Genomic DNA, 23,986 nt, shown 5'->3' on the forward strand with positions numbered 1-23,986 from the left:
CTAATGTATTTCGAGTATGTTGTATAATTTCTTAAACCTGCCTTTCTGAATAAGGTGCGGACTAACCACGCAAAGATACATTTTTACCCCAACATACATAGTACTTGCGTACAATCTTAGTCAGTGCTTCAATGGTCGGAACGTCGGATGCGTCGGCGATATCCAGCAGCTTCCCGTCTTTCATTTTGACCCGGATCGGATCCTGTTCTTTGGCATAGGCCGAGTTGATCGTTTCACCCGTAACGAGGAAATAAGGGATTTGTTTTTCACTCATTCCCGATAGTTGCAGCTGTTCCCTCAGCGGTTGAAGTATTTCTTCCCCCGGCTTCGTATTATAAAAGGTGATTTTAAATAAATTCCGGTCCAGTAACATCTGACAAAGCGTCGAAAGAACCGGGTCGGCATGCGACTTCCAGCCTTTCACAGAAGCCCATACGTCATTATCGTCCAAACCGTTGAATGAGCGGAGCAGATCGGGCTGGGAATCGAAATCTTCCAGGGTAAATTTGGTTTTCAAAAACCGGGAAAAATCCTGAGTCGCGAACAGATCTTCGCCCGTTTCGGCAAGTTCCCTCGCGCGGAAAAGAATTTCAGTGAGCATGGCTTGCGCGCTGAGCAATGTTTTATGCAAGTATACCTGCCAGTACATCAGTCTCCGGGCATGCAGAAAGTTTTCGATGCTCAACAATCCCTTTTCTTCCACCACAAGCTGATCACCGCTGATATCCAGCATTTTAATGAGCCGGTCCGCTCCGATCGAACCTTCAATTACGCCGGTGTAAAAACTATCGCGGTTGAGGTAATCCATCCGGTCCATATCCAGCTGACTGGAAACCATCTGATGGAAAAATTTGCGTGGATATGTGCCCTCAAACATCTGGATTGCCATGTTGAGTCGGCCATTCATCTGACGGTTCAGGTCTTTCATCATCACGAGCGTGACCGCTTCGTGTTCCACACCGGGCATCAACACACTTTCGAGCACATGGGAAAAAGGTCCGTGGCCCAGGTCGTGTAAAAGGATTGCCGCCTGGGCGGCTTCGAATTCAAGGTCCCAGATCATATGTCCTTTTTCCTGCAATGCCCGCAAAGCTTGCCCCATTAAATGCATGGCACCCAAAGCATGGTGAAAACGAGTATGTAATGCACCCGGATAAACAACATCCGCCAGGCCCAGTTGCTTGATCCTCCTCAGCCGCTGGACATAGGGGTGATCGACCAGGTCGTAGAGTAAATCAGAAGAAATGGATATAAACCCGTAAACCGGGTCGTTGATTATTTTCCTTTTATTCAAAGCTCTTTTTTTGGTAAAAGTAATAAAACTAGCAACGGACAAAAGAACTTATTCTTGTCACTAAGGTTTGGAGATTTCACGAGTTTGGCTAATTTTGCAGTCCATTAGGAGCTTATAGCTCACAAAGCGTTTGCCCGGAAAGCGTTTCCCGGTCGGTTAGAGCAACTGACCGCGCGGCGGCCGCAGTTCCACTGGGGCTCATAATCAGTAGGTGCCTGGTTCGAGAGCCTGATTTGTTTAAAGTTAAGTAAGGGCCTATAGCTCATTCGGTTAGAGCAACTGACTCATAATCAGTAGGTGCCTGGTTCGATTCCAGGTGGGCCCACTTGAAAATCAAGCACTTAGCAAATATTTGCTAAGTGCTTTTTTCTTAGTTGCGGTACAAAGTGCAGTACAAGGTGAAGTGTTAGTTTGAGAAATGACTATTTGTGAACTCTGGAGAACGTTGAACTGCCTCTAACCGGATCGTCAAGAGGCATTCGTATCTACGTACGGTTGCAACATAAAAAAATTACGAATTGGTCTAAAACGCAGATCAAGTATTGAGCAATTAATGCAGTAATCGGGATGGCAACGTGCAAAGTAACGCCTAATGGTCATCTTGATCTTTTTTAGGGTCGTTGTGTTTTACTGAGCTAGATTGAGATCCAAAGTCATTTCGAGTTAGCCCCCCCCTTTTTGATTTCGAAAATCGAGGATTTACACTGATCGGCTCTGAAGCCTTTACAACCTCAACTATTACTTCCGAGTTTAGGACAACTTTTTTCAAATGGGATATATTCTTTGAGCCCGCCCTCAAATGTAAAATGCTATTTTTCTTATGCACATCAAAGCTTTTCCTTACCACAAGCCAAGGAACGCTTTTGCTAGGCGACTGATTCTCACGGTTTAGATAATGCACATTCACTGTGTCTCCTACCTTCGCCCGCCTATTGATTATTGCGGGGTTAATGCCTCCACTAAACACCTCATCCCTACCAAGTAAAGACTCTTTTAACACTCTTATGGATTGAACACCCAAGTCTTTAAACTCCCCATCAGCTACCAAAGCAAAAAGCTCTTCTAACTTGCCTTCTGGAATATCTAACGTGATTTTCACACTACCTGGTTTAACGGATCTCATGATGATCAACTTTTTATCAATTTGTAGTTTACTTGCAATCATTTCAAGAAACTGAAGCTGCAATTCACGGTTAAACTTTTCAAAGTTACCGATTACGGTGAATTCAACACCAGCTTCCTTAAGGGCTTGAAGACTGTCATTGATCTTATTCACCTCGGATTTATCAAGTGAAGCGACAATTGTTTTCTTGATTTCACTTACAATGGATATAACAATTGTATCGTCTTTCGAAGTGGGCGTTACAATACTGTTATGTGTATGTTCAGTATTTATTATCGTTAGTTTCCTAACGTCGTAAGCCACCGAAGATTCTGCCTGCACAACCTGATCATTGTGACCAACATAATAAATCGTCGGCGGTAACTTCTCAGTCAAAACAAGCCACTGGCGATTTAAACTATTAATCATCTCGCTAAGTGGCCGAAGTTCCTGAATCTGAATATTCTTGTCATGCAACAAGTTTGCTAAGGAGGCCAGATCTAATCCATTGTGAGGCACCGCAAGAGAACAAAACAATTTTATCCTTGCAGATTCAGCTGCATTGATTAATTTAATTATGCAGGACTTGGATATAACTCCTCCCATACTATGCGCAATAAAAATTATATTCTCGTAATCTGCTAGATTCACTGAAATATTCGTAGCCAGAACATCGCTTACCTTATCAATCGACAGGTCAGATTTGACGTTCAGAGCTGCTGCTAGAAGTCTTCTAAAACCAGTGGGGCGACTGGGAAAAAAGTTTGTATCATATATGTACAATGCAGCATCACAATGTTTTTTGATGTCGTTGTCCTTGAAAATGTATTTGATCAGCTTTTTGGGCTTACCCTTTTTAGTTAGCCAAGTCGCCTCGCTACCCGCAAAACCATGTATAAATAATATCAAGTTTTCCTTACTTCCTGTACGAGTGATGTATTTGAGCATTTAAACGACTATATGAAAGTATTGTAAATTCACTATCAAATCTTAAATCATAATTAATCTACTTTCCAACATCTTCACGCCTCCAAAATTTCCCAACAAAATCCCTCAACTTGACCAACAACCGCTCTCCTATCGTACTCAGCTGGCGGAATGATGCCTTTCGTTCAAGTATCTACCAGTTCTGTCTTGATAGGAAAACGCCCTAGGAATTCAATTGAATCGATAGCCTTTTGCGGAAGATCAAGATCAGCATTTTGGACCTAGAAGCCAAATTTGAAAGCCTAACAGATGATATCGCAACTTTAATGGGTTGGGGAAGAAATTATTTTAATTAGTGGTCAGCGGTCTGAAATTTCTTTGAGATATTTCTTATGCTTGCCGGGCTGCACAATTTGGTAAAGCCAGATCGTATGATAATGGCGTTCCTTCGACGTGATTTTTGGGACGATACAATTCAAGTTTTATATTTCAGTGGCATTATCGAAAGATTAGTAACAGAGCTCCAGCCCTTGCATAGTCCCGACAATCTGGCTGTAAGAGACCTTGACCACACGATATGAAGGTACGAACAGAGTCGAAGTAAGTAGTTGAGCTCTTATGAGGCTGGTGCAAATTGAGAACATAAACTGTGGGTATCATCGACCGAACGCGCTCATATTCCGTCAAAATAGACAACATTCATCTGTAACACATTAAGTTTCACAATTAATTTATCTTTGATATTAAATACTTCCTCACCATGATGAAATGCTTAAATATTTACATTGCACTTGTTATCTTATTTGCCGCGTGTAGGAAAAAGGACAAGGAGATTAAGCCATCTAATGATTGTCTCACGCCTACTGAGGTTGCAATAGCAGCAGTGTCTAATGATGCCGTCACGTTTGCTTTGGTCGGAACAGACAGTTTATCCGTAGGAAAGGTGCAATGGACAATTATCAGTCCGGATAAGACGCTACAAATCGAAACAAACGGTAAGAATTTAATTACACAAAGTTTCTCTAAAAGTGGAGAATATAGGATTACCGCTATCGTTGAGACCGTTTGCAAGACAAGAATAACATTAACTCGTAGTGAAACTATTCAAGTAGGATACTTCAATAAGGTATGGATCAAAGAAATCGGACAATATACGGACACTACTTTTAGGGCAATAACAGAATCTAGGGGTGGCGGATGTATCGTCGTTGGATTCAGGTACATCGTTAGCTTAGATGAGTCTGGAAAGATTATCTGGAAGAATGAGACTGGTGTTGGAAATGGATACCTCAATTCTGTGGTACAGGCAAATGACGGAGGATATGTAATAGGAGCCGACAGAATTGATTATACCTACGGCCTTGCAAAGATATCTGCCAAGGGCGAGAAGCTCTGGGAGAAAAACTTTACCGGAGGTGGAAACGCTGGCGGAACTGGTTATGATCGGCTGACTACGGTCGTTAATACGCAGGATGGTGGCTACATTATTGGCGGATCTTCATCATCTTTAGCTGGTATAGATAAGTCAGAGCCGCCGAAAAACAATATGGCTTACCGTAATTACACCCTTACTGATTATTGGATTATAAAAGTCAACTCTCAGGGTGTAAAGGAATGGGACAAAACTCTTGGAGGTGATGCAGAAGAGTCTTTATCGAATATAGTCAACACAACTGATGGAGGTTATATACTATCTGGCTCCTCTGCGTCTAGTAAATCAGGCGATAAATCAGATGACACAAATAGCTACTATGATTTCTGGATAGTTAAAATTGATAGACATGGTGTGAAAGAGTGGGATCGTTCATTCATAAGTGGTGGAAGTATGGTAGCATTACCCGATGGATCGGTAGTCCTAATTACTGGTTCAGCGACTACCACTAACAAAATAAACTATATGAAACTAAGTAATAGGGGCGAAATTCTATGGCAAAAACAGGTTCAAGGAGACCGTGCCAGAATTATTAGCTCTAATGATGGCGGCTTCGCAATGATAGGTAGATTGGATCAGTATAATCTAATAAGTTTCTCGTCTGACGGCGAAATTCAAGACGTCAGGAAAATAGATCTGGAGGGTGCCGACCTTTCTTATGGGTTAGTTTTAGGTGAAGCTTCGTCTGGTGGTTTCTATGGATTAGTGTCTTGGCGGGAACAACAAGCCGTCGTCTATATAAAAAAATGATTTTGATTAAGCGACCATTTCCATTTCGGTACTAGTTCCGACCGCAAGCGAGCAATTTAAATATGGTAACAACATACTAAATTACCCCTAACTAGATGGTTGATTTAGGTTGAAGTGTCCTACTAGGGTTGATCCTTTTCTGGGTTGTTCTTGAAAAATTTCAGTAGATCAGATAAATCCTCCGTCGAGTATTTCCCTTTACCGTCTTGCCAAACACCTAATGGGAAGTACTCTCCATTGATAATATTCTCTTTTGTTCCGACAAAATGCAGATCGGCTATAATAGCTTCTCCTAAACCTTGTGGGTGAGGGAAAGACGATATTTTACGCCTCTTGAGAAATGTTCCAGCTTCGAGGGCCAATTGCTCCGCCTGTTCTTTGGTCATTTTTCGCTGAGTTGATAGTTAAAAGAAAAACAGCCTAATAGTTTCCTTTTACTAACTTTGTAAAAAACGAAGGACTATGGACGCGTCACAAGAACTCGCTTTGTCACTGGTCAGGTCTCTTACAGAAGATGTTGACGGCCTGGCTCTAGCATATTATCAAGGTAAAGATAATCACTACTTTCTTATTACGTCACGTCATATTCAGCTCGGAGACATACCCTTTGCTTTATCTGACAATATTACGCTTCGTTTTAATATGAAATTCCCGTTTGTCGGGCTACTAATAGTCGATGAGGAAACCCTTATTCCTATGCATTTAAGATCCAACATCATAATAAAGAATGGCAAAATAGAGAGACTTACCCCTTACTAAATTGCCGCAGAGTAATCAAGTGATTGCATATACTGTTCCATAAACACAACATCAAGGCTACCGTCCAATGATGGTAACCTTATATTATGTACTTTCATTTTTGCAAGTTCCCATTTTCTCCCATAATTGAACCGGAACTGCTCTTGTCTTATGATTGCGGCTATAAACAGCCCAACATACTTGTTCATTTCAAATTTAGGATACAATACATTAACATCATCACTAGCCCAAAACGCATCAGGTTGATAAAATGCTTCTCCAACAGAACCATTGTAATTTACCGTAATGGTGTTGCCCGTATGAATAGCAGACTGTCCGATAAACTCTCTGTAACCATTATTGGAATCAATTGCACCTATGAAAGGCAACGATCCAGGCACAAAATCCATTTTTGTTAGTCGTTTTCCCTTCTTAACGTCAAATAAGGTTGAGATGGGAAAAGGGTTCCAGACTGCATCGCCCAGATTTTTTCGCACAGAAAGGATAGGCTTGGTATTGAAAGTTTTATGAAATAAAGTACTCGTCGCTTTTGAACTATTTGATATACGGCTAGCCATTTCCATTTTAATTAAGCCCAAGTCGACACTTCCATTTTTTACTGGTAGAAGCACCTTGGTGTTTTTGATTCTTTCTGTGCCAAATTTCCTACCATAATTGTATCTAAATTTCTCTTGCCTAATTAGTGTGCAGAAATAAATCCCTGACAGAACATCAAGTTTAAATCCCTTCGGTGTTAGGACTCGAACGTCATCTAAGGAGGCGCAAAAAGGTAGAGGCTGAAAAAATGCTTCTCCAACCGATCCATTTCTACTAATAGTTATTAAATTCTTGGAGAATGTCGGTTCGTCATCAATATATGCGGAAATACCATTATTCTTATCCGTGGCACTTACAAAGGGTGTTTTGCCGTTCGAGATTTCATATAGCTTAGTAGTCCTACCAGCCGAAACCGTAAATAAGTCCACTATTTCAAATTCACGAAATTGCATCAATATCTTGTATTATATCGTTCCTTACTAAAAATGACGAGTAATCTCTAATGACCTTCTTAAAGTGGTCTTCATTTAGCATCGAGTAATCCGTATCCATATAGGCTTCTGCGCACCACTCATCTTCTGGTCTGACTACTTTGGTCACACTTAAACCTGGTTTACTGATCCTATTTCGGAACGAATCTACCCATTGTAATTTTACGTTTTCCCACTTGTTTAAAGCATCTATCCTGCCTCGATTTTTCCGCTTCACAAAACCGTCATCTTTGAAATAACCGAAAAATGTTTGCTTAGATGAAGGATGTGGTCGATGTGCTGTTAAGACAAGCACGGCCGTAACGACAGCTACGTCAGAGTTAAAGAACAGTTCGTCCGGCATAGAAAAGACCGCTTCTAGCGTATGCTTTTGGAGTATCCGTCTTTTTGTCTCAAGCTTTGATCCTTTCTTTGTAGCTAAAACACATGACATCGGGACAATTGCTATGCATGTGCCATTTGGCCGAAGAGCGTTTAGATTATTGATTACAAACTCTAATTCTTCGATATCTGTTTTTTTTGCTTTGTATGGCGGATTTAAGAAACCTACCTCTGGATTGTATTGCTTCGCCTGCTCAATAACAATCTTATCAAAACAGTCTCCATTTATAATGTTAGTCTTTCCATCTTCGTGAATGAACATGTTTGAGCAAGCAAGTGCGAAGATATCGTCAAGGTATTCTACTCCAATGAGTTGTTTCTCCTTAATATGTCTTATCTTATCATTATCACCCTTAGCGTCTGCAACCATTTTACTCATTGCGCTTATAAGGAAGCCGCCCGTCCCCGTACAGTTGTCAAAAACAACACTATCTTTATTCAAATCAGTTAATTCGCAAAACAACTCAGTAATATGAGGGGGCGTGAGGACGATACCAAGCCCTTTATCGCTATTCGCGTATCGCAAGAACTCGATATAGAACTGGCCTAAAACATCAAAATATTGATAGGTCTTTACAAAACTATTTATGTGTTTATCAATGTCTTGTATCAGATCTGATAACACCTCCTCCATAGTGGAAAGAGCGGTATGTGTCCTCAAGAAGCTATATGCATTTTCTAAGTTGTCAATTTTATTGCTACTGAGGTTAGCCTTCTTTAATTGGTTGACAACTGTGCTAACTAAGAGCTTGGCTAGAACGTCTGGGCTATGATGTTTATATGAGACAGCAAAACCTTTATCCGTTAACGCAATCAACACTCCACTAATCAATAAACTTCGTTGCGACGCCTTAATTTTTATGGAATGCAAGGTGTCGCTCAATGTTTTAGAATAAGCAAGCAGCGCACTGTACTCTTGATTGAACTTTTCAGGACTTTTCCTGTATTTCTCATAGTAATTTTCCGGAGATAGTAGAACATCGCCGAAATAAGGAATCGCTTTTGGCTCTCCTTTAATGTGCAGGAAATGCGAAATCCTAAGTTCTGATAAGTTTTCACCACTTACCGAAATAGCAAGTACATCAAACTCCTTAGCTAAAAAAGCTGCGTACAATAAAGATCCATCAACTGCATATTCCGCGTACTTATCAAGCGATGCGCTTTGATGTTTTCTCACATCCGCCTTGCATTCTATGACTATAATAAACTCACTTTTAGTGTTGTATGAAATAATAAACTCTGGACTCCCGTGTCGATCCCCTCTTTTCGAAGCATTCTTTAATAATTTGTCGATTTTTGGGTTATCAGATTTTTGCTCCTCAATTAATATATCTGTGTATTTTTCAAAGTGATTCCTTACTATTCTCTCCGTTTTACGCTCGTTAGCCATGCTTTACAATTATTTTGACTTTGGTTTTCCCGCTTTCGATATTTTACTTATAGCACCCCCAAAGCTGCCGTCAAATTCGGAGGCTTTTTCACTGATTGACGCGTTAGAGTTGCCTTCTTTAATGTATGTGTCGTTTGTTAGCCGCTTGAGCGACTTCATGAAATCTACCTTTTCAAGCGATTTCATTTGGGCGTCAGCGACCATCCTTAATTGGTCAAATCGGGTTCGCTTATCGACATTATTTTTGATGAGTATTGAATTTAAACTTTCAAGGTTAGAGAGTACAGTCAATTCATTGATACTAGCTACGTCCCTCATGTTTTTGACCTTTTGCGATATAGCTGGGTTGGCTTCCTTCCACATTTTTGCTGTGCAACCAAAAAGAGCAACATTCAGAAGATCTGCTTCATTGGCGTAAATAATCCATTCTTTATCGTGTTCTATGTTTAGCTGCGGAAGGATATACTCTTTTATTGCTTCTGTATGTAAAGCATAATTAGCTTTGGTTAATACTCTTTTGACGTTCCATTCTAAGTTGTACTGATTGCTTTCCAGCTCCTTCAATCTCTGGAACTCCTTTATCAAAAACAGCTTGAACTGAGGGCTAAGCCAAGATCCAAACTCAAAAGCAATATCCCTGTGAGCGAATGTTCCTCCTCCATGTCTACCTGACTTAGAAAATATTCCGATAGCTCCTGTGAATTCCGCCCATTTCTTGGGAGACAATGTAAATGAGTTGAGTCCCGCCTTACTTCTAAACTCCTCGAATTCGGGTAGTTTAAAATCTCCATTATACATACTTTCCCAAACCCCAAGAAATTCAATGGTATTTATGTTCCTTATCCACTTCTCTATCAACGAATTACCATCATCAAAAGCTTTAACCATATCAGTAAGTGATATGAAATCTTCATTGTTGACTAGGGATACCCGGATCTCGTACCCTTGGACATTTATTATCTTATCCTTTGACATATTATCTTTCCGTTAACTCATTGTACTTATTTGATCCGCCGATAAAGGCCATTGCATAGTTCCATCGAACGCCATCTTTAAGCTTTCTGGTAATGTATCGGAAAGCTACCTCATTTGCATAAAACTGCATGTGTTTTCTACTCATAATGTGATAAATTCCGATATGTAACCACTTAAAAATAGTCCAAAATCCTTCGAGCGTGTTTGTGGTATCACCGTTCTCATTAACATACTCCTGCTTCTGATGACCAACAATTCGGTGCTCATAGTCACTATTTAAACCATGATAGCCTATCCATTAATCAGAGATCAAGGTGCTTCCCGGTTTAATGTTGCTCTTAATGATCGATTGAAGTGATCCTGACTTGGTATCAGCAACAACCCGACACCTGACAATGGATTCCTTAAGTACGATTTTCTTCTTAACAGCCTTTGTGAGATCGTTTTATGGGGTCTTTCAACTATCTCTGAAACCTCCTTTTGAAGCATACCGATCAATGGGGTTTTACCGTTAAAGCTCCGCCCTTGAGAATTTTTACTTTTTTGTCTGCATGACGATTTTTGTTTTTGCCACATACAAAAGTTTCATCCAGCTCAACGGTACCTTCCATGCGCTCGCTAGTATCTCCATTATAGCCTAAGCCAAATCTAATTCTCTGAAGCATAAACCAAGCACTTTTCTGAGTTACACCGAGATCTTTTGCTAGTTGATAAGAGGAGATTCCCTTTTTGTGAGCAGTTACAAGGTGGATAGCAATGTACCATTTCCTTAGAGGTATTTTACTATCTTCAAGGATAGTCCCAGCCTTTGCCGTGAATTGCTCACGGCATGATGCACACTTAAAGCGTTTGCCATCCGAAAAACGATAAATTTTTGAATGTCCGCAATGTGGGCATGTTGGAGCAACGTCCCAGCGCTTTGATTCTAAATACTTCAAACACTTGGCTTCGGTGTCAAAATATGTGACTAGATCAAGCAGACTATTGAAGCTGTCGGTCAATTTTGGTATTTGTTTGACCTAAAATTACGACAAATTTTGGGTCAAACAAATATATTGGGTTAATTTAGTATGTTGTTACGGGAGGGGTAAGTTAAAAGTTCCGATTGATCTTAATGACAACCATCGTCCCAACTCTCTGTGTATCATGTCAAAATTGTAAATGAATTCCCCGGAATGTTGCAAAGAGTCTTGCTGCACCGAGTCATTGACCGTTGAATAATTCACATTAGCCATTTCTTCACTGCTTTCGTCTCGCTATTTCCCCCTACCTATTTATGCAGTAAAAAACGCAATGTCCCTGTACGGCTACACCTTCATCAAAGAGATTGAGAAATTCGATATTGACTTCTACATGCCGCACCTGGGTTGGTTGAAGCCCCAAATCATGACGCTGAAAATCTACACTCGCAGCGGATCTCTCTTATTTTACATGCACGACGAATTGACTGATAGGCTCTTTGAGTTCTCTGCTGACGACTCTAAAAAGCTAAAAAGCAGTGAGGAATACGAAAAAGCAGTACAAGCATATTTGACGAAATACTTTTAGATGATTGATGAAATAATCGTTTTGCAAACTCGCAACAACCAAAAGATAATGCTTATGCCATGTAAATACGAAAAGCTGACGCCTCGTCTTTTATGTGAGAGACGGAAGGTTGATATCACAACATCAGTAAAGTGTTAATCAATATTAGTTAAGTGCCCGTCAACAGAGGAAAGGCAAAATTGGCTTATCATTTCAACCAGGATAATATTTCTCCAACCAATCTTTTAGTTCCATTAGCCTTAGCCGACGGGAGTCGTGCGCTTTAGAATTTGGATTTCCGTCAATACTTCAAATTCTAGATCAACAAATCTTTTGGCATCCCCAATGGTCCTGAATTGATTGATCATGATTGATCCTGTTGGCAACTCCTTTCCTTCATACCATTCCTTGAGCTCTGCTATCGTCATCTTAATACTGTTCCGTACTGATCTTCGACGGTAGATAGTCTTTTGAAATTTATTGGGCTGAAATACTTCCAACAGGGTTTCTGAATATTTCCCCCTTTCGGTTCTTGACACAAAAATATTAAATTGATACTATTGATGTCAAATTTATGATATCATCAACATCAATAAGCTAAAAATGACTACTCAGCAAAACAGGGATTACTTCCTCTCAACCGCCTTGCCGCATCTCAATGTGGTTACGCCCGAAAACCGCTGCTACCTGGGCCAATTTTATATGTGCGCCCAAAACTGCTCTACGTATGTGGTGACTTTCAAGTTTACAGACAAATGGGAAATTGATACATGCGTAAAGTGGATGAACTGACATGGCACACTGGGGAAGCGATTACTTTGGCGGTGACCTCCAAGTAAAGAACATTGTATTCTTTGAGAGGGGTACCCTTGTGGAATGCCTAAACTGTCCCACTTATATTGCACGTCAGGAAAACCCGTATGCTACGGGGACTACGATTATGCAGGTCAAGATCGGGCAAGAATACAAGCGTCAGTTTAAACTGGAAGAAGTTAGGAAAAGTATTTTAATGACAATCGAAAACATATTCGACTTTTGGATGATCCCGTGTGACAAGGATCTGGCACGACGATACGTTCGTCACACGGTACCCGATACTAATGAAGCGCCTTTTTGCGTTCCTGAGGGTTTGTATCAGATAACGGAAGTCAAGACATATTTGCGCGGCCAGAGATTAGAGTGCAAAACATACAAGCCAAGTGAAACCCGTCCTGAACACACGCTCGCCTTTTACCAGGGAATGCACCACCCGACAACCATTGAAAGTTTGAAGGTGATCACTGACCCTGAGAACTTTAAAGGATAGGATTTGAAATAATTTTTTACTTTGGTACAAAATTAATAGGCCATGATTGTTCTACCGGACGAATTCCAAATGGATTGGGGGGAAATGAAACTCGATGTTAAAATCCATACGACAAATGAGCGGAAGGTTTTCGAAGTTGCTTTTCCTGATGGCAGACCGAGGCTTTTCATGAGTCGATCAGTCATTGCCAGTGGGCAAAAGATATGGATGTCAATACCGGAGGGCAGACAGAAAGAAGCATTACCAATTGGAAAAGTGATTGTCAATTACTTTCAGCAACAGCAAAATCAACAATAATATGTGTTATTACAACGGGCAAAAAGTAACGAAAGCGGAATACATCGAGCTGATGCAGCTTGAAAAATATATAGCTGATATACAAGAGCTTAAAAGGCCGACCGTACTAGGGCCAGAGTCGCCTCAGATGGTTGTTTTAAAGCCAAATGCTGATAAAAGCGACTTTGATGTTACTACAATGCGCTGGGGATTTATCCCTGACGGTATTGTCAATATGGAACAAGTAAAAAAATTTGAGAACGGTTACAAGAAACAAGACGGTACATTCCAGACCGGATACGATACTGAGAATGCGCGTGGTGAAGAGCTATTCTGGATCAATCCGAAGACTAACAAGAAAAAAATCTATTATGATTCGGCGCTCGATCGACGTTGCTTGATCATTTCTAATCAATACTACGAATGGCACCATGTTTATCGGACGAACAAACGAACAGGTGAGCCACTCAAAACACCAGATAAATATCCGTTTGCCATTAAAGTAAAAGATCGAGAGTATTTTTATATGGCAGCACTATGGAACCCATGGACGGATCAAGACACAGGTGAAACGATCGAGACGTTAACTATGGTCACCACCAATGCAAATCCTTTGGCGGCGAAGATACACAACTCAAAAAAAAGGATGCCGACGATCTTACCAGATCAACTGGCTTGGGAATGGATGATGTCCGACATAGACCAAGAAGGTATTAATAAACTGGCGGTTTTTCAATTTCCAGAAGAACATATGGAGGCGTTCTCGATTAACCAGAAATTCCAGTTCACAGGAGAGGATCCATATCCGGTAACTTATCCGGAGCTTGCCGGAATATTCAATTCAGGAGAATCCAATGCGTCTCAAATGTCGCTTTTCTAATTATGAATCTAGGAAATAGTAAGTTTCGGGATTTACGACCCGGTAATTATGTTGACATTAAGAGTAAAAGCAGGTCAATTGGCCAAGTGATCGAAGTAACTAACTCAGGCGTAGCTGTTGGAGATCTTTACACTGGAGAAGATATATGGGCAAGTCTCGACGATTGGGATTTCTATTCAATCGGTCTTAGGCCTGAGCAGATTGGATTTACCATGGTTCACGCCTTCCTTTACGTCAATGATGTTATTGACCTAGTAAAATCTGACTTAAATAAAACTGTAATTCCCAAAGAAGTTCAGGATATAATAGATCGAAATCCTACTAATGATTGGTCTGACCTCACGGCGGATTTCTCATCACCCACGCACCGCGGATATATAATCAAGCGACATTCGGACCAGGCAGAACTATGCGGATTTAATAAAAACGACGGCATACTATACGGCATTGAATACCTGCATGAACTTCAGAATTTTTACACTGATGTGCTCCCAGGTGAAGAATTAAAGCTGAGTGAGTATGTTGAGCGAAGATTAGCCAAATACGCTTCTTCTAGATCCGCATTTTAGGAACTTAACGGAGTAAGAACATAGTCGACCAGTGAAACATTGTAACTGCGTTCTAGGGTTTCTAATGTCTCCGTTTCGTCGAACAGGTCATATGTCTGTGGGAGATGCGGCACAACTGGTACTTTATCAAACTCTGCGACATAAAATTCCTGTCCTTCATCAAGCTCTATGACGCCGAAGACAGTCTCCGTTTCGGTGGATTTTTCTTTGTTTATGAGGACAAGTGCCATATCGAGATCAGCTGAGTGAAATGTGATAATTTATGGGAAATTCGTGAAAACGTTTAATATTCGCAAGTAAGCAACTTGCAGCAAAAACTAAATACAATAATGGGACTAAAAGTGTATTTACAGGATGGAGAAAAGCAGATTGATATCCGTGGCACTACTCATAATAATCGGGAGTTGGCCATGCAGGTCGGTGTTTACGACGTCCTTTGGAAGTGGAAAGAGAAAAATATCATAACCGGCGCAGACTTGATTAAGCCAGTCTCTAAGGGACTAGCGGAACTGGCAGCCGACCCGGATAAGTATAAGAATTTAGATAATCCGAACGGTTGGGGTACCTACGATAACTTCGTTGCTTTTCTTGAAGAGCTCTTTACGCAGTGTGTTTTGCATCCGGAAGCTAGGGTAGAAATAACGAATTGATCGGAGTCATTAGAAGTTAGTTCAATCATCTCTTCGTGCTGATCGCTTAATTTCATCTTCGCCCTATGTCTTATAAATCCTTTTAATAGACCTCCCATTTGATCCCTCAAGATATCGAATTTCTGCTATGTAAAACATGCAAAAAGAAAATTAACCGATCAAGGGCTGGCAGTAACTGGGACGGGCAAAAGTTAGCAATATATTGCTGATAAGCAGCGCGCCGGTTATCCGCCTACCTTAGAATTGTGAATGAATCCAGGAGTGAAAGGAATGGAGACTAGCTTCCGCCTTCTCCAATTTTCAGGTGTTTCTCCCCAGCTGCGACAATGTTTCTAAGCTCTTCATTGGACAAAGATTTATAGTCAACATTCCTACCATTATCGGGTATCGAAAATACTATGACGGTCTTTTCCTTATCTGGCTGAGGATCATTTTGCATTTCAACACTTTGCAGCTTCGGTAAAGTATAGCTCAACAGCTTTTCCAGAAAAGCCAACCTGTCCTTTGCTTCTAGCATATCCAAATCAGATTGAACCTTCGGCCAGTTATTTTCAATCAACGCGGTTACTTTTTCGCGTAGTTCTGCATTCTTTTTGTTGGGTACACCTTTTGGCCTCCCGTTCGGATTGTTTGTCTTTCCCCTCATATCTCTTGTATTTTTCTGTTGTTTTCTGGAACTGCCAAGTAGCCGAGTGGATTATCTTCACTGAAATCTCACTGTATGACAATCTCCTGCTTATTCATTTGGGTATTAAAAGCTAATAGAATTTATGATCACCTTATTTCAACTTGAAAGGTTGTCTCTGAGAAGTTGTAACTGGTGGATGAATAAAATCCTATTTCCCTGCTTTGGACGTCCTTGAAAAGCGTTGATGTGGTTAAGCCTGCCAGTCACAAAGGCGGCGGCATCATATATGCTGAGGTTTTCCGTCAGGTTAATAGGATGATTAGGCAAGTTTACCGAATCGAACCAAGCTTTATATTCCTTAGAATCAAATTTGACATTTGGGTTAATCTCTGTTAAGGTCTCCCTTATTGCTGGAAAGTCACTATCAGCGTCGACAGGTGCAGATCCAGGCTCTGCAAGGGGTAAAAGCTGTGTTGCGTCTAAACACCTATTTAAGGGTTTTTTATAAATCAGAATATCCCTAAGATCAAATTTCAAGGCTTTGTATGCTTCATAAGATACGCCGGTAGCCTGTGCCTGGCTTATGGCGGCCTTGACAATCGTATCTTCGACACGCAGGGTTACACCGGCTTTCTTCAGCACCTCCGCTTTTAACTGCCATTCTTCATGGGCATCTATATCAGGCCATAAGACAACCCGCCTGCCTTTCAATACTTTAAATTGCTCTGGCTTATCCCACTTACAGCCATTTTTACCCCCCGTCGCAATGCAAATTTCTTTTGGAAAAAACACACTGGCATAAATGGCGGTCGCCTCAGACTCGAAAATATAGACATCTGACTTGTTGCCCGCTAACAAATGCTCGCCAAAGAAACAAGGAACGATGTTGACGTCCTTCCTCCCAGCTTCAACCATGATCTTTTTGCCTATCTGCATAATTTCGGGGAATGGCTCCTTAATCCTTTTACCTGTGATCGCATCATAACCCATCACCTTGATTTGCCGAACATTGGAATTCATGTCAATGTAAATAAATGCAACCCCACCCCTATATACGTTACTACCTCGAAGTCGGTATCGCTTGATGATATTCTGCGCTTGATCGGTTGTTAAAGGAATCTCTCCTCTGTTCCGCCGAGATTCGCAATCAAGCCATTTAATCAGATTTACATGTGAAGGCGCGAGCACGTTTATCTTTATCAAATCATTGGGAATGATTGTAATGAGCACTTTCTCCTTGATTTCCGATTTTTTTGACTTAGAAAAATCAATTATTTTATCTTTGCCGTCGGGCGGAAAAAGTGTTATGTCGCACCCGTGACAGTGCCCAAAGGCATCGTGACCGGTAAAGGGTGTAAATTTCCCATCACGATTATTCTTACCGCAAGGGCAATATTTTATTTTCCGACGGCCAGGGCTGTCGAGTTTTAATTGACTCATTAAGTATCATTTATAAGTGGTATGACCGGTATGAAACCCTATGCCCTTTATATTCTTACACCGGTATGATTTGTAACCTATACCGGTGTTAGACCGCTAACCTCCAATTCTTGTCTACGCCCTGTAGAATCATTTCCTCTTCCTTCATAGTTTTAAATAAAGCCTTGGCACTTGACTCACGTTTGCCGCTTTCTGCAATAATTGCTTTGATCGCGTCGGCGTAAGTGAATGCCGCCTGTCCAGAAAAAACTGCCTGACAGATTTTATTTATTGAATCAACTTTGGCATTCTGTTTTCTTTCTTCCGGATCGCTTATTACACCATTATCTACATGGTAGCGTTTGATTGGGCAATACTTGAAAGAAAGCTGCGGAATGTTTCCCTTCCCCGCCATTCGTAAGAATTTCGGCTCTATGTAAGAAGTATCACCATCGAGCTTTACTGAAATTACGCTTTCAGATTTACGTTGCAACTGACTTCCCAGGTGCCCCCGCTCTTTGTCCGAACCGGGATTTGTATGCACAACAACTATAATTGGAACTCGGTATTTGATCGCTAGCCCTTCTACGAATTTTATTATCGCGTTACTATCTTCCCCATCATTGACATCTTTGATATAATCCGCCAATCCGTCTATAACTGCCAAGTGAATGCCGCCGAAGACTTTATCTGCTGCTACAAAAATTCCTTCAGTCTTGCTCTCATATTCGCATAAGTCTATTTGACGAATGTTGTACGACAGGTAATACTCCGGACATGTTTGGAATTGCGCTCTTTTTAAGATCGAACAGACGGTGCTTTGTTGACGGTGTCGCGCTTGCTCGGTGTCAATATGAATAACAGCCTTTTTCTTCGAGTTTGGCGCAACAGTTAGCATGTTGATACCGTCAACCATTCCAGGTTCAGAAATTGCACCGGCGATACAAATGGCAGTCAAGGCACTCTTCCCTGCCTTACTTGCCCCGCTAAAAGTTGTAATATTCCCTTCGGTGCTAATTATTTCACCTGCAATGGTAATTACAGGTACCGGTGGATCAATCTCTGTTTTATCCGTAATCCGGTACATTTCAAATGCCTCTAAACCCTCGGCTTCCGGCTGAGATTCATTTGTACAGTGTTGAAAGCCTAGAGTTTCCAGGTCGATAGCATCGGCCATTTGCTTTAAACTCAACATTGGGCTAATTGCCAAGTTACCAACCTCCTCATTCTGGCGGAGATCGAAAGGTATTTCACGCTTTGTTTCCATTGCTTACCTTTCTTTTTTTCCCTTAATGATAAACTCCTCCAGCTCCGATTTTAAAAAAACCAGCTTACCGAACCGCTTACGCCGTGGCAACCTATCTCCCATCTGGTAAATCGTTTGTTCCGCAATACCCAGAAATTTGGCGGCGGCCTTACGGTCTAAGATCTCCTCAGCGTTCGGGGCGGGAGTAGCACTTTCAATTAACTTACGCAACTCTTGAACCTCGCAGGTTAGCGAATAGACCGCCTGAGGGAGCTGCTCGAATGTGAATGTTTTTGTCATCATCTGAATTTAATTTTATGATGACAAAGAAATATGGTGATCTATAGGTGAAAAAGAGGTGGACTAGTGGTGAGATTGGTGATTTTGGTGATTAGCTTAAATCTTAGTCACCGAATAGGTGATTCTTCCTTTGTCGATCTCGTAATTGGATAAATACGTCGTGAATTTTTTGTTCGTTGTCGACTCCGATACGTTTGCGAATTGCTTATAGGCTGAATGAATATATCTGATCATAAGTTCACGGCTCTGTTTGCTCCGCTTAGGAAAGAACTTATTATATAAAATCGCAAAAGTTTTGCGAACAAACTCGTTAGGAAAACCGGTATAATTCACCTCTTGCACCACGTCAGGCATCCTCTGCTCACGGATCAAGAAATGCACATCCTCTATGACCCCCAAGAATATCTCAGATTTAATCTTCTCGTTCCGGTTCCACGAACCGCTAAGTGGCTGTAAAATATTCTCAACTGACTCCTTGGTATCCTGAACTTTAGAAATCACCTGCCCGGCGGCAAAATCTCTAGTTTCGATTTCTTGGTTAGTGAGAACTGCTGGCGGTGTTGGCAAGATATCCCTCGACATAGAAAAGTTCAAAAAATCGATCTTTCTTAGCAGAACAAGTCGCTTTATCGTCAGACGGCATATGTTGGTAAGCTCATCGCCTTCTAAATGGTCGATTGTATTTGCTAATAACTTGAACGCCTTTCCAAACTTATCAGAATCACGTAGAACACTATCGATGATCAAATTGCCATGAACTATAGATTTATAGTCGTTCATAGCTTTCTGCAATTCGCGACTGAATACTTGGTTGGTTGCCGTTGGAAACGCCTCAATCTCCGCCTCAATTAAATCCTTATACTTATCAAATTCGTAAGCAGCTTGGTTTACCATCGACGTAACGAGTTCATCCACGTTTGTAAACTTTGTTTGAGAAGCTGGATTTGCAATTATCTTAGATAAGAATATTTGTTCGTTACTGCGCTCATCGTCAAAATACCTTTCTGTTAGGGAATTATCGCCTAGGTTTTTTAATGTGATATCAAACGGCAGATACCGCCGCATATAAACTTGAAAACTTCCAGTTTCTTCTGGATAATAGATTCTTAACAATTGTAACAGCTCTGAGATAGCATCTGCTACGACATGAGCTACTTCTTTGGTATTGGCGTAAATGGTCGCATAATCGTCAAATCCCTCCTGTTCAAGCTCTCGTAGTCGTGCTTTAACTTTTGTTTCAACATGTGGCTCCTCAATTAACAATTCTTTCAAATTCGAACTCAAATATGCTTTACCTGTTACCCTGTCATGCAATATTATCGCTTCCGCCTCCTTCGCTAATTTAAACCGCAACTTCCCAAGTTCACGTGTGATCGCCTCGGTGACTTTATCAAGATTAATACAGGCTCTTCTTGTTTTGATGAGGAATTCGTGATTCATTTTTATTATAGTAGAGCATTCAAATACATTCTTGTTTTTTCATCGTCAAACGACCCTAGATAGGCTTGCGTCGTGCTAATATTTTGGTGTCCAAGCGATTGAGAGATAAAGGCAATAGGCGCTTCACTTTGAAGAAGAATAGTAGCAAAAGAATGTCGTGCCGCGTATGTACTCACGTCGGTATCAATTTCTAACAGCTTCGCAATGGCTCTCATGTGCTGATTGGTCATTTTGATAACCTGCGATACAGTTATTTTCTTTTGCTGTTCGGTCATGCTCGCGTTGAGGAAGGGAAATACAAAGGAGTCCGGCTTGTTATCCGTTGCATATCGGTTTATCACCTCCCAGCTTTCAGGGCGCAGCGTAACACGAATACGGGATTGATTTCCCTTCCGAGTTCGTGCCGTTTTCTGTCTGATAAACGTCAGGGAATTTTCCTTACGGTCAATATCCTTCCACTTGATACTGCAGATATCAGTGATATTCATCCCGTTACTCAAATAAGAGAATACCCATAAATCCCTACCCCGCTGTTGAAAAGAATTAGGCTCGCATTGAAAGCCGATAATCTTTAAAACATCGTCCTTCGAAAGTGCTTTCTTGAGATTGGATCCAGCGGGAATTGTATATCCGTGTTTGCCGAAGGGATAGCAATCTGGACTTACCAACTTGTGGCTAATAACGTCGTTGAAAACAGACCTCAACTGTCTACAATAGATACCCACCGTAGTCAGCGTTGCAGGTGACGCAGTGGCCGGTAATTCGCCTTTTTTAAGGTTTACCTTTTTAGGAGCCCTTCCGTAATTCAGCATCCATTGCTCGTACACCTTCAAAAACTGCGGCGTAATATGCTCAAACCTTAGTACTACATCCGATTTGACCGCGTTGCGACGGCTTGGCTTCGGAATATCCAAAAACTCCTTTCTCTGATCATCATCAAATGAATCGATAAAACGTGCCAGCGAGATTCCGGCATCCTTGTAACTTGCCGCAGAGCCGAGACGCTTATCGGAAGTTAAGATAGCTGCCTTTTCTTGAAGTTTCTTCATCACGTTATTGGGATCGGTGTGAGCGGGATGTACCTCCACCTTTCCAAATTTTTCAAATGCTTCGCGAAAAACATCGAAATCGAAATTAGCGCCTAAGCGTTTAGTTATTCTTCTGGCGTAAATCACATACCCTTCCGCAACACCTTCCCGAAACTTGGCAGGGTCATTCCATAGCTTTGTCCAAAGCTCTAAAAAATCCTCATCCTTTATCTTCCCATCCGGCGCAGCTTTGTCTACGTTCTTTTTCAGCCGCTCCCAGGTCGAGGGGTCAACTTTACAGCCAGTAGTAAAGTAACGTTGGGTACGCTTGAACGTGACGCAAAGTTTAATGGTGTTATTATCTCTTCGCTTATCAAAATACAAATTGACGGTTGCCTGCTGCATGATTGTACTGCACTCTGCTTTATGAACAGTACAAAGTGCAGTACAAATATAGGAAATCAACCACAAACTAGCAGTAAACAGCAATATAGATACTGACCTATATTGCTGACTGTCAACCCTTATAAATAGACATCCAAAGATTCAACATAACTAGGAATAGCGTACACTTTGTGACTCATAATCAGTAGGTGCCTGGTTCGATTCCAGGTGGGCCCACATTGAAAAGCACTTAGCAGCAATGCAAGGTGCTTTTTTTTGTTTAGGGGCGGCTCATTCGGTTAGAGGACCGCGCGGCGGCCGCTGTTCCACGACGGCAGTTCCACTGGGGCTCATAATCAGTAGGTGCCTGCGGTTCGCCGATGCGATTCGATTCCAGGTGGGCCCACATTGAAAAGCACTTAGCAGCAATGCAAGGTGCTTTTTTTGTTTAGGGGCGGCTCATTCTATTCGATTCCAGGTGGGCCGTTCTCCCTTCTTCTCCCCTCAACCTCTCTCCAAAAATTTCGAACAGACACAGTATTCATTGTCAGCGACTTGACAGAAAAGTTTCTAAAATAGATCGGCCCGATAGCATATTTCTAAAAAAAAATGTAGAAAAATTTAGGGATTGGAACCTGAAAGGGAACCTTAGGAGATAATTTCAGAATCAGATGTCTTATACAGATCCAACCGACGAATTGCTGGTTGATTTACTGAAAAGCGATGATGCCGATGCCTTCAAGATAATCTATCAGAGGTATTGGCGGCAGCTTTATAGTTTTGTATACCAACAAATTGATTCCAAGGAAGATACAGAAGAAATTGTCCATGACCTGATGCTGAGTCTTTGGCAGAATCGCGGGCATTCTCAGATCCAGCACCTGAGGATTTATCTTTTCATCGCCGCACGGAACCTGACAAACAAATTCATCAAGTCTCAGATCAATCTGCGAAAATACCGGGAGTACCAGCTTTTACATCAGGTTTTTGAGTCTATTGACTCCGACGAGATTTTTAATGTAAATGACCTATCGACCGCCATTGAAAGCGTGCTGAAAAAGATGCCGGAAAAAACGGCGACCATATTCCGGATGAGCAAGATCGACGAAATGCCTGTCAAAAAAATCGCTCTGAAAATGGATCTCACAGACAAAGCCGTCGAGTATCACATTACCAAGTCCCTGAAAATGCTCCGGCAGCATTTGCAGGGCTTTCACTCAGATAATTAATCTCCCGGTTCGATGACACATCATGAATTTGATATCCTTTCGGAGAAATACCTCGCGGGAAATTGCTCGCCGGAGGAAATCGCTATGCTGCAGAAATGGTCCGACCTGCATTTCGCGCAAAGTGATGCGAACCGCCCATTCGCAGCGGAGTCGGAGGCTATGGAGACGGAGCAGTTGTTATGGGACAAAATTCAGTCCGATGCGCTGGTACCCACGAAACGGCTTTGGCTACATAGCAAATGGCTTTGGGCCGGTGTGGCAGCCTCATTTACATTGCTGATCTCGGTTCTTTATTTTACCAGGGAAGTCGGCCCGCTACCCGCATCCCGAATGTCCATTCAGGGAATTGAAACCAAGAATATTGGCCATTCGCAGCATAAGGTCACTTTGCCGGATGGCAGCCTGGTCACATTGGCTGAGAATGCGAGTATCGTTACGGAAGAAAATTACGGAAAAGGAACGCGGACCGTTTATTTGACCGGGGAAGCATTTTTTGATATCAAACGCAATACCAAAATGCCTTTTCTGGTGCATACCGGCGACCTCGTTACGGAGGTATTGGGAACCAGTTTCCGGATCAAGCCTCAAAGCGGCAGCACAACCATCGAGGTATCCGTCAAATCCGGACGGGTTTCAGTGTACGCAACGGATCCTGCCAACGGAAGGAAGAAAAACGGGGTGATCATTACACCGAATCAGAAAGTGCTTTATGATACCAAAAGCAAGACCATCCGGCAGGATATTGTCGACGCGCCGGAGGTAATCCTGCCGCATCCGACGATTTCGGACTTCCAATTCGAAGAAGCAACGATCCAGAAAGTTTTGACGATGATGCAAAACGCATATGGGGTGGAGATCCTGGTCGGCAATCCTGTGTTGGAACAATGCGCTTTTACCGGTGATCTGAATGGGCTTTCGATGTACCGGCAGCTGGATATGGTTTGCGGCGTCGTGAATGCGGAGTACGAGATTCGCGGAACGACCATTTTTGTGTCGGGAAGCGGATGTAATGCAACCCGTTAATGCGAAGTTCCAGAGAATGCAAGACTTATCATCCGATATCCGC

The 23,986-nt window shown here is 41.7% G+C and carries 24 protein-coding genes, 1 tRNA gene and 1 pseudogene; 10 read left to right on the forward strand and 16 right to left on the reverse strand.

Annotation, left to right across the window (positions count from 1 at the left end; all coding sequences use genetic code 11):
• Nucleotides 1-61 precede the first annotated feature (61 nt).
• Nucleotides 62-1,294: an HD domain-containing protein gene (locus LZG72_RS03450; protein ID WP_233867563.1), complete on the reverse strand. Its 1,233-nt coding sequence runs from the start codon at nt 1,292-1,294 to the stop codon at nt 62-64.
• Nucleotides 1,295-1,545: 251 nt separating this feature from the next.
• On the opposite strand from LZG72_RS03450, the gene LZG72_RS03455 reads away from it, so the two are divergent.
• Nucleotides 1,546-1,619, forward strand: a tRNA-Ile gene (locus LZG72_RS03455).
• Nucleotides 1,620-1,883: 264 nt separating this feature from the next.
• On the opposite strand, the gene LZG72_RS03460 is transcribed toward LZG72_RS03455, so the two are convergent.
• Nucleotides 1,884-3,344 (reverse strand): hypothetical protein, encoded by a 1,461-nt coding sequence (locus tag LZG72_RS03460; protein WP_233867566.1) that lies wholly within the window; start codon nt 3,342-3,344, stop codon nt 1,884-1,886.
• A gap of 739 nt (nt 3,345-4,083) precedes the next feature.
• Here LZG72_RS03460 and LZG72_RS03465 point away from each other — a divergent pair.
• Nucleotides 4,084-5,505, forward strand: coding sequence for a hypothetical protein (locus LZG72_RS03465; RefSeq protein WP_233867570.1), 1,422 nt, complete (start codon nt 4,084-4,086; stop codon nt 5,503-5,505).
• 122 nt (nt 5,506-5,627) lie between these two features.
• On the opposite strand, the gene LZG72_RS03470 is transcribed toward LZG72_RS03465, so the two are convergent.
• From LZG72_RS03470 to LZG72_RS29395, 7 genes and pseudogenes are all read right to left on the reverse strand, one after another.
• Complete coding sequence (locus LZG72_RS03470; RefSeq protein ID WP_233867573.1) at nt 5,628-5,891, reverse strand: hypothetical protein; 264 nt, start codon at nt 5,889-5,891, stop codon at nt 5,628-5,630.
• Between the two features lie 369 nt (nt 5,892-6,260).
• On the reverse strand, nt 6,261-7,253 hold the full coding sequence (locus tag LZG72_RS03475; protein WP_233867576.1) for a restriction endonuclease subunit S: 993 nt from the start codon (nt 7,251-7,253) through the stop codon (nt 6,261-6,263).
• Complete coding sequence (locus LZG72_RS03480; RefSeq protein WP_233867579.1) at nt 7,240-9,063, reverse strand: class I SAM-dependent DNA methyltransferase; 1,824 nt, start codon at nt 9,061-9,063, stop codon at nt 7,240-7,242. Before LZG72_RS03480 ends, LZG72_RS03475 begins: the two co-directional genes overlap by 14 nt.
• Nucleotides 9,064-9,207: 144 nt before the next feature.
• A pseudogene (locus LZG72_RS03485) lies at nt 9,208-10,038 on the reverse strand (KilA-N domain-containing protein); the annotation flags it as partial.
• A gap of 1 nt (nt 10,039) precedes the next feature.
• The gene (locus LZG72_RS29390) at nt 10,040-10,333 is read right to left on the reverse strand and encodes a transposase (RefSeq protein WP_409017661.1); all 294 of its coding nucleotides are present in this window, start codon (nt 10,331-10,333) and stop codon (nt 10,040-10,042) included.
• A gap of 199 nt (nt 10,334-10,532) precedes the next feature.
• Nucleotides 10,533-11,039 (reverse strand): transposase, encoded by a 507-nt coding sequence (locus LZG72_RS03490; RefSeq protein WP_233867585.1) that lies wholly within the window; start codon nt 11,037-11,039, stop codon nt 10,533-10,535.
• A 786-nt stretch (nt 11,040-11,825) separates the two neighbouring features.
• On the reverse strand, nt 11,826-11,993 hold the full coding sequence (locus LZG72_RS29395; RefSeq protein ID WP_409017662.1) for a DUF6965 family protein: 168 nt from the start codon (nt 11,991-11,993) through the stop codon (nt 11,826-11,828).
• A gap of 175 nt (nt 11,994-12,168) precedes the next feature.
• Between LZG72_RS29395 and LZG72_RS03495 the strand changes: the two genes are divergently transcribed.
• The 5 genes from LZG72_RS03495 to LZG72_RS03515 all read left to right on the forward strand — a co-directional run bounded on the left by LZG72_RS03495 (nt 12,169) and on the right by LZG72_RS03515 (nt 14,596).
• Complete coding sequence (locus tag LZG72_RS03495) at nt 12,169-12,357, forward strand: hypothetical protein (protein ID WP_233867588.1); 189 nt, start codon at nt 12,169-12,171, stop codon at nt 12,355-12,357.
• Between the two features lies 1 nt (nt 12,358).
• Nucleotides 12,359-12,871, forward strand: coding sequence for a hypothetical protein (locus LZG72_RS03500; RefSeq protein WP_233867590.1), 513 nt, complete (start codon nt 12,359-12,361; stop codon nt 12,869-12,871).
• Between the two features lie 42 nt (nt 12,872-12,913).
• A complete protein-coding gene (locus LZG72_RS03505) occupies nt 12,914-13,168 on the forward strand; it encodes a hypothetical protein (RefSeq protein ID WP_233867593.1) in 255 nt (84 codons plus the stop codon).
• Nucleotide 13,169: 1 nt separating this feature from the next.
• Nucleotides 13,170-14,027 carry an SOS response-associated peptidase gene (locus LZG72_RS03510; protein WP_233867596.1) on the forward strand — a complete coding sequence of 286 codons (858 nt, stop codon included), beginning with the start codon at nt 13,170-13,172 and terminating at the stop codon, nt 14,025-14,027.
• Nucleotides 14,028-14,113: 86 nt separating this feature from the next.
• On the forward strand, nt 14,114-14,596 hold the full coding sequence (locus LZG72_RS03515; protein ID WP_233867599.1) for a hypothetical protein: 483 nt from the start codon (nt 14,114-14,116) through the stop codon (nt 14,594-14,596).
• Here the strand turns inward: LZG72_RS03515 and LZG72_RS03520 are convergent.
• On the reverse strand, nt 14,593-14,826 hold the full coding sequence (locus LZG72_RS03520) for a hypothetical protein (protein WP_233867602.1): 234 nt from the start codon (nt 14,824-14,826) through the stop codon (nt 14,593-14,595). The two genes, LZG72_RS03515 and LZG72_RS03520, sit on opposite strands and share 4 nt — an antisense overlap.
• Nucleotides 14,827-14,925: 99 nt before the next feature.
• Here LZG72_RS03520 and LZG72_RS03525 point away from each other — a divergent pair, with 99 nt between their 5' ends.
• The gene (locus tag LZG72_RS03525; protein ID WP_233867605.1) at nt 14,926-15,246 is read left to right on the forward strand and encodes a hypothetical protein; all 321 of its coding nucleotides are present in this window, start codon (nt 14,926-14,928) and stop codon (nt 15,244-15,246) included.
• Between the two features lie 277 nt (nt 15,247-15,523).
• Here the strand turns inward: LZG72_RS03525 and LZG72_RS03530 are convergent, their stop codons facing one another.
• The 6 genes from LZG72_RS03530 to LZG72_RS03555 all read right to left on the reverse strand — a co-directional run bounded on the left by LZG72_RS03530 (nt 15,524) and on the right by LZG72_RS03555 (nt 21,712).
• Entirely contained in the window at nt 15,524-15,892 is a 369-nt protein-coding gene (locus LZG72_RS03530; protein ID WP_233867608.1) for a hypothetical protein, read from the reverse strand.
• A gap of 138 nt (nt 15,893-16,030) precedes the next feature.
• The gene (locus LZG72_RS03535) at nt 16,031-17,314 is read right to left on the reverse strand and encodes a DUF6965 family protein (protein ID WP_233867612.1); all 1,284 of its coding nucleotides are present in this window, start codon (nt 17,312-17,314) and stop codon (nt 16,031-16,033) included.
• A gap of 88 nt (nt 17,315-17,402) precedes the next feature.
• Nucleotides 17,403-18,560, reverse strand: a complete 1,158-nt coding sequence (locus LZG72_RS03540; protein ID WP_233867615.1) for an AAA family ATPase — start codon at nt 18,558-18,560, stop codon at nt 17,403-17,405.
• A 3-nt stretch (nt 18,561-18,563) separates the two neighbouring features.
• Complete coding sequence (locus LZG72_RS03545; protein WP_233867618.1) at nt 18,564-18,842, reverse strand: AlpA family transcriptional regulator; 279 nt, start codon at nt 18,840-18,842, stop codon at nt 18,564-18,566.
• Between the two features lie 93 nt (nt 18,843-18,935).
• A complete protein-coding gene (locus tag LZG72_RS03550; RefSeq protein ID WP_233867621.1) occupies nt 18,936-20,279 on the reverse strand; it encodes a hypothetical protein in 1,344 nt (447 codons plus the stop codon).
• Nucleotides 20,280-20,284: 5 nt separating this feature from the next.
• Nucleotides 20,285-21,712 carry a site-specific integrase gene (locus tag LZG72_RS03555; protein ID WP_233867624.1) on the reverse strand — a complete coding sequence of 476 codons (1,428 nt, stop codon included), beginning with the start codon at nt 21,710-21,712 and terminating at the stop codon, nt 20,285-20,287.
• A 650-nt stretch (nt 21,713-22,362) separates the two neighbouring features.
• Here LZG72_RS03555 and LZG72_RS03560 point away from each other — a divergent pair.
• Both LZG72_RS03560 and LZG72_RS03565 read left to right on the forward strand, forming a co-directional pair.
• The gene (locus tag LZG72_RS03560; protein WP_233867627.1) at nt 22,363-22,920 is read left to right on the forward strand and encodes an RNA polymerase sigma factor; all 558 of its coding nucleotides are present in this window, start codon (nt 22,363-22,365) and stop codon (nt 22,918-22,920) included.
• A gap of 12 nt (nt 22,921-22,932) precedes the next feature.
• Nucleotides 22,933-23,943 carry a FecR family protein gene (locus LZG72_RS03565; RefSeq protein ID WP_233867630.1) on the forward strand — a complete coding sequence of 337 codons (1,011 nt, stop codon included), beginning with the start codon at nt 22,933-22,935 and terminating at the stop codon, nt 23,941-23,943.
• Nucleotides 23,944-23,986: the final 43 nt, after the last annotated feature.

This window comes from Dyadobacter sp. CY323, from assembly GCF_021390245.1.
Classification (GTDB): Bacteria; Bacteroidota; Bacteroidia; order Cytophagales; family Spirosomataceae; genus Dyadobacter.

Coding starts and splice junctions, on each gene's coding strand:
- LZG72_RS03460 (WP_233867566.1), bottom strand. CDS start 3,344: ATGCTCAAATACATCACTCGTACAGGAAGTAAGGAAAACTTGATATTA.
- LZG72_RS03465 (WP_233867570.1), top strand. CDS start 4,084: ATGATGAAATGCTTAAATATTTACATTGCACTTGTTATCTTATTTGCC.
- LZG72_RS03470 (WP_233867573.1), bottom strand. CDS start 5,891: ATGACCAAAGAACAGGCGGAGCAATTGGCCCTCGAAGCTGGAACATTT.
- LZG72_RS03475 (WP_233867576.1), bottom strand. CDS start 7,253: ATGCAATTTCGTGAATTTGAAATAGTGGACTTATTTACGGTTTCGGCT.
- LZG72_RS03480 (WP_233867579.1), bottom strand. CDS start 9,063: ATGGCTAACGAGCGTAAAACGGAGAGAATAGTAAGGAATCACTTTGAA.
- LZG72_RS29395 (WP_409017662.1), bottom strand. CDS start 11,993: ATGACGATAGCAGAGCTCAAGGAATGGTATGAAGGAAAGGAGTTGCCA.
- LZG72_RS03495 (WP_233867588.1), top strand. CDS start 12,169: ATGACTACTCAGCAAAACAGGGATTACTTCCTCTCAACCGCCTTGCCG.
- LZG72_RS03500 (WP_233867590.1), top strand. CDS start 12,359: ATGGCACACTGGGGAAGCGATTACTTTGGCGGTGACCTCCAAGTAAAG.
- LZG72_RS03505 (WP_233867593.1), top strand. CDS start 12,914: ATGATTGTTCTACCGGACGAATTCCAAATGGATTGGGGGGAAATGAAA.
- LZG72_RS03510 (WP_233867596.1), top strand. CDS start 13,170: ATGTGTTATTACAACGGGCAAAAAGTAACGAAAGCGGAATACATCGAG.
- LZG72_RS03520 (WP_233867602.1), bottom strand. CDS start 14,826: ATGGCACTTGTCCTCATAAACAAAGAAAAATCCACCGAAACGGAGACT.
- LZG72_RS03525 (WP_233867605.1), top strand. CDS start 14,926: ATGGGACTAAAAGTGTATTTACAGGATGGAGAAAAGCAGATTGATATC.
- LZG72_RS03530 (WP_233867608.1), bottom strand. CDS start 15,892: ATGAGGGGAAAGACAAACAATCCGAACGGGAGGCCAAAAGGTGTACCC.
- LZG72_RS03535 (WP_233867612.1), bottom strand. CDS start 17,314: ATGAGTCAATTAAAACTCGACAGCCCTGGCCGTCGGAAAATAAAATAT.
- LZG72_RS03540 (WP_233867615.1), bottom strand. CDS start 18,560: ATGGAAACAAAGCGTGAAATACCTTTCGATCTCCGCCAGAATGAGGAG.
- LZG72_RS03545 (WP_233867618.1), bottom strand. CDS start 18,842: ATGATGACAAAAACATTCACATTCGAGCAGCTCCCTCAGGCGGTCTAT.
- LZG72_RS03550 (WP_233867621.1), bottom strand. CDS start 20,279: ATGAATCACGAATTCCTCATCAAAACAAGAAGAGCCTGTATTAATCTT.
- LZG72_RS03555 (WP_233867624.1), bottom strand. CDS start 21,712: ATGCAGCAGGCAACCGTCAATTTGTATTTTGATAAGCGAAGAGATAAT.
- LZG72_RS03560 (WP_233867627.1), top strand. CDS start 22,363: ATGTCTTATACAGATCCAACCGACGAATTGCTGGTTGATTTACTGAAA.
- LZG72_RS03565 (WP_233867630.1), top strand. CDS start 22,933: ATGACACATCATGAATTTGATATCCTTTCGGAGAAATACCTCGCGGGA.